General features: G+C 62.2%; 12 protein-coding genes. 8 read left to right on the top strand and 4 right to left on the bottom strand.

What is annotated here, in order from left to right:
* Nucleotides 1–532: 532 nt before the first annotated feature.
* The 7 genes from LB551_RS03955 (at nt 533) to LB551_RS03925 (ending at nt 8,149) form a co-directional block, all read left to right on the top strand.
* Nucleotides 533–1,783, top strand: a complete 1,251-nt coding sequence (locus tag LB551_RS03955; protein WP_224658267.1) for an N-acetylmuramoyl-L-alanine amidase — start codon at nt 533–535, stop codon at nt 1,781–1,783.
* Between the two features lie 213 nt (nt 1,784–1,996).
* The gene (locus LB551_RS03950; RefSeq protein ID WP_224658266.1) at nt 1,997–4,453 is read left to right on the top strand and encodes a penicillin-binding protein 1A; all 2,457 of its coding nucleotides are present in this window, start codon (nt 1,997–1,999) and stop codon (nt 4,451–4,453) included.
* 126 nt (nt 4,454–4,579) lie between these two features.
* Nucleotides 4,580–5,711, top strand: a protein-coding gene (prfB, locus tag LB551_RS03945) for a peptide chain release factor 2 (protein ID WP_140548727.1) whose coding sequence is annotated in 2 segments (ribosomal slippage) — nt 4,580–4,645 and nt 4,647–5,711 — 1,131 coding nt in all. Because the reading frame shifts where the segments join, the coding sequence is not laid out codon by codon here.
* Between the two features lie 37 nt (nt 5,712–5,748).
* Entirely contained in the window at nt 5,749–6,168 is a 420-nt protein-coding gene (locus LB551_RS03940; RefSeq protein WP_224658265.1) for a GFA family protein, read from the top strand.
* A 308-nt stretch (nt 6,169–6,476) separates the two neighbouring features.
* Complete coding sequence (locus LB551_RS03935; protein WP_224624508.1) at nt 6,477–6,848, top strand: hypothetical protein; 372 nt, start codon at nt 6,477–6,479, stop codon at nt 6,846–6,848.
* Between the two features lie 128 nt (nt 6,849–6,976).
* Nucleotides 6,977–7,345: a GFA family protein gene (locus tag LB551_RS03930; protein ID WP_140548721.1), complete on the top strand. Its 369-nt coding sequence runs from the start codon at nt 6,977–6,979 to the stop codon at nt 7,343–7,345.
* Between the two features lie 153 nt (nt 7,346–7,498).
* On the top strand, nt 7,499–8,149 hold the full coding sequence (locus tag LB551_RS03925) for an OmpA family protein (protein WP_224624509.1): 651 nt from the start codon (nt 7,499–7,501) through the stop codon (nt 8,147–8,149).
* Between the two features lie 130 nt (nt 8,150–8,279).
* Here LB551_RS03925 and LB551_RS03920 read toward each other — a convergent pair whose 3' ends face one another.
* The gene (locus tag LB551_RS03920) at nt 8,280–8,834 is read right to left on the bottom strand and encodes an HXXEE domain-containing protein (RefSeq protein ID WP_224658264.1); all 555 of its coding nucleotides are present in this window, start codon (nt 8,832–8,834) and stop codon (nt 8,280–8,282) included.
* A gap of 336 nt (nt 8,835–9,170) precedes the next feature.
* Here LB551_RS03920 and LB551_RS03915 point away from each other — a divergent pair, with 336 nt between their 5' ends.
* Nucleotides 9,171–9,776, top strand: a complete 606-nt coding sequence (locus tag LB551_RS03915; RefSeq protein WP_224624752.1) for a hypothetical protein — start codon at nt 9,171–9,173, stop codon at nt 9,774–9,776.
* A 70-nt stretch (nt 9,777–9,846) separates the two neighbouring features.
* Here LB551_RS03915 and LB551_RS03910 read toward each other — a convergent pair whose 3' ends face one another.
* The 3 genes from LB551_RS03910 to LB551_RS03900 all read right to left on the bottom strand — a co-directional run bounded on the left by LB551_RS03910 (nt 9,847) and on the right by LB551_RS03900 (nt 13,671).
* On the bottom strand, nt 9,847–11,430 hold the full coding sequence (locus LB551_RS03910) for a DEAD/DEAH box helicase (protein WP_224658263.1): 1,584 nt from the start codon (nt 11,428–11,430) through the stop codon (nt 9,847–9,849).
* 203 nt (nt 11,431–11,633) lie between these two features.
* Nucleotides 11,634–12,407 (bottom strand): NAD kinase, encoded by a 774-nt coding sequence (locus tag LB551_RS03905; protein ID WP_224658262.1) that lies wholly within the window; start codon nt 12,405–12,407, stop codon nt 11,634–11,636.
* 502 nt (nt 12,408–12,909) lie between these two features.
* A complete protein-coding gene (locus tag LB551_RS03900; protein ID WP_224658261.1) occupies nt 12,910–13,671 on the bottom strand; it encodes an MBL fold metallo-hydrolase in 762 nt (253 codons plus the stop codon).
* Between the last annotated feature and the right edge of the window lies 1 nt (nt 13,672).

Raw genomic sequence — 13,672 nt, 5'->3', positions numbered from 1 at the left:
CATGGCGGTGCCGCCCGCAGCCATATTGGCGCGGTTTGATGCGGACCTTTCCATGATTGCGCTTGAAGCCATCGTCACCAGCAGAACCTTTTGAACCAAAGCCCGGAAACCGGACCAGCTTGTTTGCTCATACAGAGCCGGCGCGGGACAAACCCGGCCGTTTTCCTCACGCAGGCGATTCCCCCGCCACGGGCGCACACCTGCGAAATTCGTCGCGATCACCTGAACCCTTCTCGCATGGAGCGAAAGGAGCCGCCTTTCGTCTCACCTGTAGCGGGAAGCTGCGGAGGAGGGCGGTTCCAGGATTGCAGTGATCCACTATCGCTTTTATGATTTGGCGGGTTGGAAGGCAACCCCGATTTCCGACGCCGGCAAAAGCGGTTCCGGCACGGAAGCATGGGTCCGGGCCTCGCGTGAAAAGGCTTGGTTAACCTTCTCTGGATACCAATCGTTAATCGAGTTCGCGGCCTAACCGGCACTTCGACTACATGACCGGGCGCCTTGGCGCCAAACCGGGAGCGACTGCAAAGAGATGGGATTGGCAGGCTTCACAGACAAGGGCAGTCGTGCCGGCGGCCGTTTGCTCGCGATCTTCTGCCTCCTGCTGTCGATGACCATTTCGTTGGTCGCCAACGCCGCCGATGCCCCGCTCACGGCAACCGGTTACAAGATGGCGGGCGATGCCACCAAGATGCGCATCGTCATGAATTTCGACCGTGAGCCCGACGTCAAATGGTTCCTCTTGCGCGGGCCCAATCGTCTGGTCATCGATCTGGCGAATACCAGATTGGCCATCAATGCCAAGGATTTGAAGCCTCGCGGGCTGGTCAAGGGCGTGCGCCTGGGTGAGTTGGAGGCAGGCGTGTCGCGGCTGGTTCTCACCGGCAAGGGGCCGTTCGCGGTCGACAAGCTCGATGTTCTCAAGAACGAGGACGGCGCGGGCTACCGCATCGCCATCGACATGTCGGCGGCCTCCGAACGCGAGTTCGACACTGCCCTTGCCAATCAGGCGCTGACCACCGGTTCCACGGTTTCGACCGACAAGGGCGGGCGGGTCGGCACCGGGCCGGTCTCCAATCCGGGTCATCGCTTCACCGTCATCATCGATCCGGGCCATGGCGGCGTCGATGGCGGTGCCGAGGGCCTGAACGGCACAGTCGAAAAGAACGTCACGCTGGCTTTCGCCACGGAACTGCGCGACAAGCTCGCCGCCGTCGGCAGATACGATGTCTTCATGACGCGCGACACCGACGAATATTTGCGGCTGGACGACCGCGTGCGCATCGCTCGTCAGCATGAGGCCGACCTGCTCATCTCCATCCATGCCGACACCATCAGCCTCAAGGGTATCCGGGGCGCGACCGTCTATACCGTTTCCGACAAGGCTTCGGATCCGGAAGCACAGGCGCTTGCCGATCGTGAAAATCTCTCCGACCAGTTCGCCGGCATGGAGATCAAGGACGACAACAAGGAAGTTACCGATATCCTGATCGACCTGATCCGCCGCGAGACTCACACCTTCTCGATGAGTTTCGCCCACACGCTGGTCGGCCAGCTGTCGACCAGTGTCGGCCTCATCAACAATCCGCAGCGTTCCGCGGGATTCAAGGTGCTGAAAGCGCCTGACGTCCCGTCCGTGCTGGTCGAACTCGGCTATCTCTCGAATGCCAAGGACGAGGCGCAGCTGCTCGACGCCGACTGGCGCGGCAAGGCGGCGCAGAGCATCACCAACGCCGTCGCGCTGTTTGCTTCCGCGCGTGCCGGAACGGGAACCGGGGGCTGAAATGCCTGACGACGCCTGCAACCACAGGCAGCGTTGCGCAACGACAACACCCGACGCTTTTATTTGCTGCTTTCGGCCACGAAATCGGGCCTTGCCGTATTTTGCCCACATGGCGGCGACATGGGTTTTCGATTACGGGTTGGGACCGGCTCGAAAGCTTGCGCGGAAGGCGGCTTCGTCTAGGAAATTCCCGAACCAAGGACTGGAGCGGGCATGATTCGTCTCATTGGCTATTTCTTCGGCATCGGCACGACGCTGGCCCTGCTGGTCGCGGCGGGCGTTGCCATCTATATCGGCCATTTGTCGAAGGATCTGCCCGACTACGAGGTGCTGGCCAAATACGAGCCGCCGGTGACGACCCGCATCCATGCCTCGGACGGCGCGCTGATGGCCGAGTACGCGCGCGAGCGGCGCTTATACCTGCCGATCCAGGCCATCCCCGACCGCGTCAAGGCGGCCTTCCTGTCGGCCGAGGACAAGAACTTCTACAACCACCCCGGCATTGATGTGACTGGCCTCGGCCGCGCCATAATCGTCAACCTGCAGAATTTCGGCTCGGGCAGGCGTCAGGTTGGCGCCTCGACGATCACCCAGCAGGTGGCGAAGAATTTTCTGCTGACCTCGGACCAGACCTACGAGCGCAAGATCAAGGAAATGATCCTCGCCTTCCGCATCGAGCAGGCTTATTCCAAGGACCGCATTCTCGAACTTTACCTCAACGAAATCTTCTTCGGTTTCGGCGCCTATGGCGTTGCGGGTGCCGCGCTCACCTATTTCGACAAGTCGGTGAACGAACTGACCGTGGCCGAGGCCGCCTATCTGGCCTCGCTGCCCAAGGGGCCGAACAATTATCACCCCTTCAAGCATGCCGACCGCGCGCTTGAGCGCCGCAACTGGGTCATCGACCAGATGGTCGAGAACGGCTACGTCACGCGCGAGGAAGGCGACAAGGCCAAGGCGGAGCCACTCGGCGTCACGCCGCGCCGCAACGGCACCTATCTGTTCGCCGGCGAATACTTCACCGAGGAGGTGCGCCGCCAGATCATCGCCCGCTACGGCGAGAACGCGCTCTATGAAGGCGGCCTGTCCGTCCGCACCACGCTCGACCCGAAGATCCAGCTCATCGCCCGCAAGGCGATGCAGAACGGCTTGATCAAATACGACACGCTGCGCGGCTACCGTGGGCCGCTAAAGACGATCGACGTGTCCGGCGACTGGGGTGTGCCGCTGGGCAATGTGAAGGGGCTGGAAGACGTTCCCGAATGGAAGCTCGCGGTGGTGCTCGACAGTTCGGCATCCGGCCTGTCGATTGGCTTGCAGCCGGCACGCCAGGCGTCGGGCGACATCGTCAAGGAGCGCGTCGAAGGCACCGTCAGCAAGGAAGACATGGGCTTTGCCATGCGCCATGTGGTCGGCGGCAAGACGGTCAGGGCCAAGTCGCCGGCCGATGTGCTGAAGCCGGGCGACGTCATCTTCGTCCAGAAGAACGAAGGCTCCGACGCCGCCTACAGCCTGCGCCAGGTCCCCGAAGTGGAAGGCGGCCTGATCGCCATGGATCCGCACACCGGCCGCGTGCTGGCCATGGTCGGCGGCTTCTCCTACGCGCAGTCGGAGTTCAACCGCGCCACCCAAGCCATGCGCCAGCCCGGCTCTTCGTTCAAGCCGATCGTCTATTCCGCCGCGCTCGACAATGGCTACACGCCGGCGTCGGTGATCATGGACGGGCCGATCACCATCCAGAGCGGCAACACGACCTGGACGCCGAAGAACTACGACGGCACGGTTGCCGGTCCGGCAACCCTGCGCTCCGGCATCGAAAAGTCGCGCAATCTGATGACTGTGCGCCTCGCCAACGACATGGGCATGAAGCTGGTCGTCGAATATGCCGAGCGCTTCGGCGTCTATGACCATCTGGCGCCGTATTTGCCCATGGCGCTGGGTTCCGGCGAGACGACGGTGATGCGCATGGTTTCGGCCTATTCGATCATGGCCAATGGCGGCAAGTCGATCAAGCCGACACTGATCGACCGTATCCAGGACCGCTACGGCAAGACCGTCTTCAAGCAGGACGAACGCGGCTGCGAAGGCTGCAACGCGGCCGAATGGCAGAACCAGCCGGAACCCGAGCTTGTCGATAATTCCGAACAGGTGCTCGATCCGATGACCGCCTACCAGATCACGTCGATGATGGAAGGCGTCGTCCAGCGCGGCACCGGCGCCACCATCGCCGAGCTCGGACGCCACATCGCCGGCAAGACCGGCACCACCAACGACGAAAAGGACGCCTGGTTCATCGGCTACACGCCGAACCTCGTCGTCGGCCTCTATATGGGCTACGACACGCCGCGCGGCCTTGGCCATGGCGCCACCGGCGGCGGCCTCGCCGCTCCTATCTTCAAGGACTTCATGCGCGTGGCGCTGGATGGCACGCCCAATGTCGACTTCAAGGTTCCCGAAGGCATGAATCTGGTCGCCATCAACCGCAAGACAGGCATGCGGGCCAATTCGGGCGATCCCGGTACCATCATCGAAGCCTTCAAGCCGGGCACCGGGCCAGCCGACAGCTATTGGGTGATCGGCATGGGCGCCGACGGGTCCAATGCCTCCGGCGGCGCGCTGTCGCCTCAGGCCAACCAGGCCATCCAGTCGGGCGGCGGCGGTCTCTACTGACGGGGATGAAAATGCAGGGTTGGGCCGGCCCCAGGCCGGTCCAATTTGCTTTACAGGCGGCGGCGCCGTCCCTATGTATCGCGCCGACCAGGCGTCACTTTCAGCAACAGGATAAACCACCAGGCCATGCGCGCGGAAACGCAGAATATTGTCGACGAGATCAGGCAGGCGATTACCCTGCTGAGGAGGCATCTTTGACTGGGATCAGGCCATAAAGCGGCTTGAATACCTGAATGTCCGCGCCGAGGACGCCAGCCTCTGGAACGAACCGCTGGAAGCGCAGAAGCTGATGCGCGAGCGCCAGGGCCTCGAAGAAGGCATCGCGGCGGTCAGGGGCCTGACCCAGGCGCTTGAAGACAATATCGGCCTGATCGAACTCGGCGAGGAAGAGGGCGACGAGAGCGTCGTTGCCGAGGCTGAGGCCGCGATCCGCTCGATGCAAGGCGAGGCTAAGGCCCGCCAGGTCGAAACGCTGCTGTCGGGCGAAGCCGACGCCAACGACACCTATCTCGAAATCCACGCAGGCGCCGGCGGCACCGAAAGCCAGGACTGGGCCTCGATGTTGCTGCGCATGTACACGCGCTGGGCCGAGCGCCGCCGCTTCAAGGTAGAGGTGCTGGAAGTGCATGACGGCGAAGAGGCCGGCATCAAGTCCGCGACGCTGCTGATCAAGGGCCACAATGCCTATGGCTGGCTGAAGACGGAGTCCGGCGTCCATCGCCTGGTGCGCATTTCACCCTATGACAGCAACGCGCGCCGGCACACGTCCTTCGCCAGCGTCTGGGTCTATCCTGTCATCGACGATACGATCGAGATCGACGTTTCCGAATCCGACGTGCGCATCGACACCTATCGGTCGTCCGGTTCAGGCGGCCAGCACGTCAACACCACCGATTCGGCGGTGCGCATTACCCATCTCGCCACCGGCATCGCGGTCGCCTGCCAGGCCGAACGCTCGCAGCACAAAAATCGGGCAAAGGCCTGGGAGATGCTGCGCTCGCGGCTTTACGAGGAAGAGCTGAAAAAGCGCGAAGCCGTCGCCAACGCCACCGAAGCATCGAAGAGCGACATTGGCTGGGGTCACCAGATCCGCTCCTACGTGCTGCAGCCCTATCAGCTGGTGAAGGATCTGCGTACTGGCGTGGAAAGCACCAGCCCGTCGAGCGTGCTCGACGGCGACCTCGATGACTTCATGGAAGCCTCGCTGTCGCAACGCATCGAGGGTGGTTCTGGAGAAGCAGTGGCGGACCTGGATTAGGGCCGGCACCTACAGCGCCACACATTTGGATTGGATGATGGCTCGCAAGCTTGTTGGAAAGTGCTTCTGCGGCGCGATGCACTATGCGGTCGCTGACGAGTTCCTGTACGCGGCGAATTGCCATTGCTCGAACTGCCGGCGCACGACAGGTTCGGCTTTCAAGCCCTTCGCGGGCATCGAACGCGCCAAGCTTGTCCTGACCAAGGGCCACGACATGTTGCTGGTCTTCGGCGACGACAACGGCCATGACGCGCACTGCAAGCGGTGCGGTTCGCTGCTCTATTCGGTCGTGCGTGAGGGCGCCTTCGTCCATGTCGCGATGGGAACGCTCGTCGACGACCCGAGCATCCGTCCGACCGAGCATATCTTCGTCGGTTCCAAGGCGCGGTGGTATACGATCAACGACGGCCTGCCGCAGTATGACGAACACGTGATCGCAGGACCTGCCGGCGAATAGGCCGGAACTTCTCTCGCTGAATCTCGTTATCTGCGATCCCGTCTTCTGGGCATGGCTGTGCCTGCCTATCCAATCGAGAGACGGCGCCTGTTTTCTGTTGCCGATGCGCCGGATTCAGCCTGCGACGTCGGCATGCAGTGGTTTCTTGCGCCGACTCACAAATCGGCTCACCATCCATGGTCGAGGGGAGACAAAAGCATCTATGGCCGGGCGCGGCAGAACTACCCGCTGACGATCCGGCCGCTGGGAAGACACGTTTCAGGAACGGGCAAGCGAAACGCTTGATGCTCGTCGAAAGGAGCGCTTCCATGTCTGCTGCCCCATCAAGATCGGCTCGGGCCGCGGTGGGCCGACTCATGCTCTGCCTGCTTGCAATCGGAGCGATTGCGTTGCCGATGGCGCCTGCCTTCGCCCACGATGCCAAGCCTACAGCGGCGAAGCCGCTGGGTTGGAGCTATCCGTTCGCATGTTGTGCCAATTACGACTGCCGCACGGCCCATACAGGCGAGGTTTTGGAAAAACCCGAGGGTTATGTGATCGCCGGGACAGGGGAAGTTGTCCCGATGACCGACAAGCGTGTGAAGGACAGCCCGGACGGCGAATTCCACTGGTGCGCGCATCAAGCGGGTCTCGACGCCGGTAAGACGATCTGCCTGTTCGTGCCGCCGCGCTCCTACTGAGCCGGAGAGGCGCGGCGGCGACCGGCCCGGGGCGATGGGCGGCGGGCCGCCTGCTGAAGGACGGTTGCCAGGACGGCTCCTTTGTGTTGCGCTGCCTGCGGGCGGCGGACAAGGGAGAGGTAACGTCCATGACCATCAAGGGAAGCTGCCACTGCAAGGCCACGATATTCGAGGTTTCGCAAGCACCGCAGACGCTGACGCAGTGCACCTGTTCGTTCTGTTCGAAGCGCGGTTCGCTCTGGGCCTACTACACTCCGGCGCAGTTCAAGCTCCTCACGCCGCAGAAGAATGTTTCTTTCTATCTGTGGGGATCGAAGACCGTTAAGCACGGCTTTTGCGACACCTGCGGCTGCGGGACCTTCACCGAAACACCGGACTGGTCGAGCGGTGAGCCGGATTTCGACAATCCCAAGATCAGCGTCAACTCGCGGCTGTTTGACGATTTCGATCTGGACAAGGTGGAAGTGGTGGTCATCGACGGCAAGAATCTCTGGTAGATTCCCGGATGCCCAATCGGGAAATTTGTGCCCCGGGGAAAAGCCGTGGCCGGCGCTTTTCCCGTTCCGTTTTTCGCCGCATTTCATGGTACAAGTCGCGCGAAGGGCTGATTTGGCGCCACCGCAAGGCGTGACTTGGAGAGGGACAATCCTATGAAGAAGACCGTGCTCGTCGTCGTGGCGACGGCTGTGCTGGTGAGCGCCTGCACCACCACCGATCCGTATACCGGCGACCAGAAGATTTCCAACACCGCGGCCGGTGCCGGCCTCGGCGCTCTGGCCGGCGCCAGCCTTGGCCTGCTTGCCGGCGGCAATGATCGCCGCAACGCGCTGATCGGCGCCGGCATCGGCGCGCTGGCCGGCGGCGCCATCGGCGCCACCATGGACCAGAACGAAGCCGAACTGCGCCGGCAGTTGGAGGGCACAGGCGTCAGCGTAACCCGCTCCGGCGACCAGATCATCCTCAATATGCCGTCCGATATCACCTTCAACGTCGATCAGGACGCGGTGAAGCCCGGCTTCTACCAGGTGCTGAATTCGGTCGCGCTGGTGCTGAAGAAGTTCAAGCAGACCACGGTCGACGTGTTCGGTCATACCGATTCGACCGGCGGCGACCAGCACAATTTCGATCTGTCGCAGCGCCGCGCGCTAGCGGTCGCCAACTACCTGGCCGGCCAGGGCGTCGATTCGCGCCGCTTCGCCGTCACCGGCTTCGGCAAGACCCGTCCGATCGCGTCCAATGCCACGGCCGAGGGCCGCGCCCAAAACCGCCGCGTCGAGATCCAGCTTTCGCCGCTCACCTGAGCAGCATCGATCAGAATGCAAAAACGGCTCCTCAAGGGGCCGTTTTTTATTTGCAAAATGCGACCGATGGAGGCCTGCGGCCCCGGGTTCTTCTATAATGTTGCGGTGGGGTCGGCTTATCGACCGTCATTCATTGGATCAGGCGCTGCCGCCGGACGACATGGGCAACGATCAGTCCATGAATGAGCAGCCCGACCGCAGATCCAAGGACATGGAAGCCCGTTCCCGAACCGGAAAGCGTCAGGATCGACCAGATGGATGTGGGTAAGAACAAGACAGTTGCGGTGATGAGCCCCGGGTTATAGCTGCGCATCCTGATTGCCTGCGCGATGTGAACGAAAGCGTTGATCAGGGTGGTGTAGGCGGCGATCAGCCCTATCCCGGCATTGACCGTGACAGCGAGGGTGAAAACCAGGGAGTAGATGCCCCATACACCCGGTACGTTGATCACAAAGACATCGAAACGCGTAAGCAGCGGCGCCCCGCCGCCGAGCATCTTGTTGACAAAAAGCCGGAACCGGTCGTCCGCATGCTCCTCGTATTGGTGGAGCATGTAAATCGGGATCAGCAGGAAGACGGCGAACTCGGCTGTCTTTAATCGAGCGGCCAGCCCGATCGCCACCACGCACAGAGTGAGGCCGGCAAGCACGCCACCATAGACCCAATCTTCCACCAGACGCTTCATCACGCCATCTTCGGCGACGCCGTGCGTCCTTGCAACACACGACGATATCAGACCTTGGCAACGATGCGCATGAGGCCGGTGTGTCGTCGCCGAAGCCAACGGTCGCATGGCTCGGCGATTACGGCAACAGCTTCGCCGGCCGCGACCGGCCGCTCTCAGATTGAGATTGGCATGCCAGAGAATTAGCTAGTCCTAAATAACCGCTTTCCCGCAGCCATGGAAAGGAATAGCATCGTCGCTGTTCCGGAGGGGATGAGGCGGTACACCCGGCCGCGCAATAAGCATTTTTCAGCCTCGGTCTTGCACGGCCAGATCAGAAAAATCTGGGAGGAATGCATGACAAGAACAGCCGGCCTTGGGCGCTGCGGCGTCCTCGCTTTAACAGGTCTTGTGAGCGCATGGTTGGGCGTCGCGGCGGCTCGGGCCGAGGACGCCAACAAAGCTGACATCGAGGCCTTGAAAAAGTCGCTCGCCAAATATGAGGACTACACCGCCGCCGTCCGCGACCTTTATCTGTCGACGGTCGGCTGCGTCTACTATAGCGGAGAAAAGATATCCGGAGCGATGTATTACCCGAAAGGCGCCATGGGCATCCATTTCGTCAACGTCCCAAGTGTCGGCCAGAAACTCGACCCGATGCGCCCCAATGTGCTGATCTACGAGCCGACGAAGAACGGTCTGCGCCTGGTTGGGGCGGAATGGCTGGTGCCGCTGACGCCGGATCTCAAAGAGCCGCCGAAGCTGTTTGGCCAAACCTTCATGGGTCCGATGGAGGGACACTATCCGCTCATCCCGAGGGAGTTCGTCCACTACGATCTTCACGCCTGGCTGGGTGATAATCCGAACGGCATGTTCAGTCCGACGAACCCGAACGTGAAATGCAACAAGGCCGAGTTTCCGATGTTGGAGAAGCCGACCAAGATGATGCCTGGGCCGATGTAGCGGCCAGCCCAGCCAGGAGCTTGCCGGGAGGGCAAGCCGGATGGCCGTCTTGCCTGGAACTAGTCGTCGGTCAGCCCTTGGCGACGATACGCATGAAGGCCGGCATGTCGTCGCCGAAGCCGACGGTGCCGTCGTTTTCGTCGTCTCGGTTGCGGGCAGGGCGACGGTCATCTCGCTGAGGCCTGGTGTCGCCGCGCTCCGGTGCACGCTGCTCGCTGCGCGCCGCGGAGGCCTTGCGCCCGGAATTTTCCGAGCGGATAGCGTCCTTGCGCGTGCGCCGCTCACCGATGTCGGCGACCGTCTCCTCGGCCACGACCGGCTGTTCATCGCGCACGGTTTCCGGCGCCGCGTCTTCGCTGTGCTTGGCCTGGCGTCCGCCTCTCTTGCGCTCGCCCCTGTCCTTGCGGTCGTCGTCCTTGCGGCCGGCGCGACGCGGCGCACCGCGGCCACGGCGCGGAGCTTCGTCCTCGCCTTCGCTGGCCACCACCGTCGACAGGTCACCGTCATGCCATTCGATCTTGGTGCCGATCAGGCGTTCGATGGCGTCGATGTACTTGGTGTCGGACTTGGTCGCGATGGTAAAGGATTTTCCGGAGCGCCCGGCGCGGCCGGTACGGCCGATTCGGTGGACATAATCCTCGGCATGGATCGGCACGTCGTAGTTGAAGACGTGGCTGACATCGGGAATATCGAGGCCGCGCGCCGCCACGTCGGAGGCCACCAGATACCGAAGCTTGCCGTCGCGGAAATTCGCCAGCATCTGCATGCGTGCGCGCTGGTCCATGTCGCCATGCAGCGCGCCGGCGTCGAAATCATATTTCAGCAGCGAGCGGAACAGCTCCGACACCTCGATCTTGCGATTGCAGAAGATGATGGCGTTCTTCAGCTCCGCATCCTCGGCGCGCATCAGATTGCGCAGCGTCTCGCGCTTGTCCCAAGGTTTCGAGCCTGACTTGACCAGCCGCTGGGTGATGTTTGTGGCGGTAGAGGCAGCCTTTGAAACCTCGACGCGCACCGGCGCGTGCAGGAATTTTTCGGTGAGCTTGGTGATCTCGGGCGGCATCGTCGCCGAGAAGAACAGCGTCTGCCGGGTGAAGGGGATCATCTCGCAGATACGCTCGATGTCGGGAATGAAGCCCATGTCGAGCATGCGGTCGGCTTCGTCGATGACGAGGATCTCGACGCCGTTGAGCAAGAGCTTGCCGCGCTCGCGGTGGTCGAGCATGCGGCCGGGCGTCGCGATGAGCACGTCGGCGCCACGCTCCAGTTTCTTGTCCTGTTCGTCGAACGACACGCCGCCGATCAACAACGCGATGTTGAGCTTGTGGTTCTTGCCGTATTTTATGAAGTTTTCCTCGACCTGCGCCGCAAGCTCGCGGGTCGGCTCCAGGATCAGCGTGCGCGGCATGCGGGCGCGGGCGCGGCCCTTCTCCAGTCGTGTCAGCATCGGCAGCACGAAGGAGGCCGTCTTGCCGGTACCGGTCTGCGCTATGCCCAGCACATCCTTGCCCAAAAGCGCGTGCGGAATGGCGCCGGCCTGGATCGGCGTCGGCTTGAGGTAGCCGGCATCGGTGACTGCGGAAAGGACCTTCGGCGATAGGCCGAGGTCCGCGAAAGTCAACGCTTCTTGAGCGGTCTGGGTGTCTGAGGACAAGTTCTGGCTGTCTTTGGCTGTTCGGGGAAGCGCAACGGCATCCGTCGCGGCAGGCGCCGCGCGCCCGCAAGATCATCACTGCAACTAGGCGCAAGCCCGCGATTTGTCAACACAAACGGCCGGGAATGGCTCGATTGTGAAGTCGTAACCTTAATTGCTATGTCTGATCCGGCCGCTTATCCGCGCGCCGGCTCAATATCGGCTCAATAACGGAACTGTTCCGCCAGTATGCGTTCGTTCCACGAGTGATTGGGATCGAACAGCAAAGTTGCGGTCGCCCTCGCTGATTCCCGCACCGTCACGGAAGCCACGGCCTTGACTTCCGTATGGTCGGCGGCGGCGTTCACCGGCCGCTTTTCCGCCTCCAATATGTCGAAGCGCACGGTCGCCTTGTTGGAAAGCAAAGCGCCGCGCCAGCGGCGCGGGCGAAACGGGCTGACGGGGGTAAGCGCCAGCAGCGGCGCGTCGAGCGGCAGGATGGGCCCATGCGCCGAAAGATTGTAGGCGGTGGAACCGGCTGGCGTGGCGATCATCACGCCGTCGCAATTCAGTTCCTCGAGCCGTACCTGGTCGTCTATGGTGATGCGGATCTTGGCCGTCTGATAGGACTGGCGCCATAGCGCCACTTCGTTGATGGCCAGCGCCGAGACGGTTTCGCCATCGGAGGTAACAGCCTGCATCTCCAGCGGGCGGATCGTTTCGGCGACCGCTGCCGCGATGCGCTCGGCGAGACCTCCGGAACGGTATTCGTTCATCAGGAAGCCTATGGTGCCACGGTTCATGCCGTAGACCTTTTTGCCGGTTCCCATCGTATCGCGCAAAGTTTGCAGCAGGAAACCGTCGCCGCCGAGCGCCACAACGACCTCGGCTTCCGCGACCGAATGCTGGCCATAGCGCGCCGACAGGCTTTCCAGCGCCGCTTTGGCGTCAGGCGTGCCGGACGAGACGAAGGCGATGCTGTTGGCGGCTTTGCTCATGGCTCTCCGACGATGACCGGTTGGCGGCTGGGCCGGGGTAGCATGGGCGGGCCTGTGTGCAAAGAGAGCTCGCAGCCGTGTGGTTCGAACCGGCAGTCGCGAATCATATCAGGGAACGAGCCAATGTGATGGTTAAGGCCGGGCTTAAACTCTCGTAAAGCCGCATCGATCATGTTAGCCGGCATGGGTGGCGTGGGGGCGCCCGCAGCGAATTTATGCCTTTCAGGATACGAAAGACGCTGTGGCACTTTTGATCGTGCGTGAATCCTTCGAGAGTCGAGCCCGATTTCGGGGACACGCGCCAGCCGGGACCAACATATTGCTGGTAACACGCCTGATCATCATCTCCATCGTACTGGGAAGCTTCGCGCTTGTCTTCGCCGAACTGGTGCGCCACTCGGAAGAAACAAGCCTCAGGCCATTGCCCACGGCCTCGCGTTGCGGCGACGCCGTGGGAACGCCTTGTCCGCAAAGGGCGCTATAGATCAAAACTAGCTGATTGCTAGGAGCGTGGTTGCAGATGGCAGCCGGCTTGGCGTTTCTGTGCCAGATACTCGTCGATCAGCTGGCGATAGCGCGCCTTGCCGAAACTCGGGAAATGGCCGCCATGCACGACCGAGACGTCGAGGTCGCGCATGGCAAACAGCGTCCCCAAATAATCACCGATATCGGAATGGTAGACGTCGTCGATCAGCGGGCCGTCATAGATGATGTCGCCGGAAAGCAGGATGCCGGTCTTCTTCTCGTACAGCGCGATGCCGCCTGGCGAATGGCCGGGCGTGTGGATCACCTCGAAGGCGCGATCGCCGAGGTCGACGATGTCGCCATGTTCGAGCAGGCGGTCCGCCGGGGCGGGCACGATGCGATAGCGCGCCGTGTCCCAACCTTCCGGCTGGCGATCGAACATCTCTTCATTGGCGTAGCGGTCAGCCACCGTCCATTCGTTGCGCGGATCGGCGAGGATTTCAGCCTCGGCCGCATGCACGCAACGTTCGGGAAATTCATGGTGGCAGCCTATATGATCGAAATGCGTGTGGCTGGCGACGCAGGTGAGCCTGCGCTCGCTGACCAGCGGCACATGGCGCCTGAGGCTGAAATGGCCAAGCCCGGTATCGAACAGCAGGTCGCGGTCGCGGCCGCGCACATGCCACATATTGCAGCGGAAGAATGGTTTGATCCATGGTTCGTGGATCAGCGTGACACCGTCGCCCACGCGGATGGTTTCGTACCAGTCAGGTGCGTCGACGACCGCAAGCATGCCCATG

It is taken from the genome of Mesorhizobium sp. BR1-1-2 (assembly GCF_020165435.1).
Lineage (GTDB): Bacteria > Pseudomonadota > Alphaproteobacteria > Rhizobiales > Rhizobiaceae > Mesorhizobium.
The sequence above is the reverse complement of the archived record's forward strand: the minus strand, read 5'-3'. Positions and strand labels throughout refer to the sequence as shown.

Excerpts from the sequence above, each read along its gene's own strand:
- LB551_RS03950 (WP_224658266.1), top strand. The coding sequence starts at position 1,997 with ATGATTCGTCTCATTGGCTATTTCTTCGGCATCGGCACGACGCTGGCC.
- LB551_RS03955 (WP_224658267.1), top strand. The coding sequence starts at position 533 with ATGGGATTGGCAGGCTTCACAGACAAGGGCAGTCGTGCCGGCGGCCGT.
- LB551_RS03935 (WP_224624508.1), top strand. The coding sequence starts at position 6,477 with ATGTCTGCTGCCCCATCAAGATCGGCTCGGGCCGCGGTGGGCCGACTC.
- LB551_RS03905 (WP_224658262.1), bottom strand. The coding sequence starts at position 12,407 with ATGAGCAAAGCCGCCAACAGCATCGCCTTCGTCTCGTCCGGCACGCCT.
- LB551_RS03900 (WP_224658261.1), bottom strand. The coding sequence starts at position 13,671 with ATGGGCATGCTTGCGGTCGTCGACGCACCTGACTGGTACGAAACCATC.
- LB551_RS03920 (WP_224658264.1), bottom strand. The coding sequence starts at position 8,834 with ATGAAGCGTCTGGTGGAAGATTGGGTCTATGGTGGCGTGCTTGCCGGC.
- LB551_RS03930 (WP_140548721.1), top strand. The coding sequence starts at position 6,977 with ATGACCATCAAGGGAAGCTGCCACTGCAAGGCCACGATATTCGAGGTT.
- LB551_RS03925 (WP_224624509.1), top strand. The coding sequence starts at position 7,499 with ATGAAGAAGACCGTGCTCGTCGTCGTGGCGACGGCTGTGCTGGTGAGC.
- LB551_RS03915 (WP_224624752.1), top strand. The coding sequence starts at position 9,171 with ATGACAAGAACAGCCGGCCTTGGGCGCTGCGGCGTCCTCGCTTTAACA.
- LB551_RS03940 (WP_224658265.1), top strand. The coding sequence starts at position 5,749 with ATGGCTCGCAAGCTTGTTGGAAAGTGCTTCTGCGGCGCGATGCACTAT.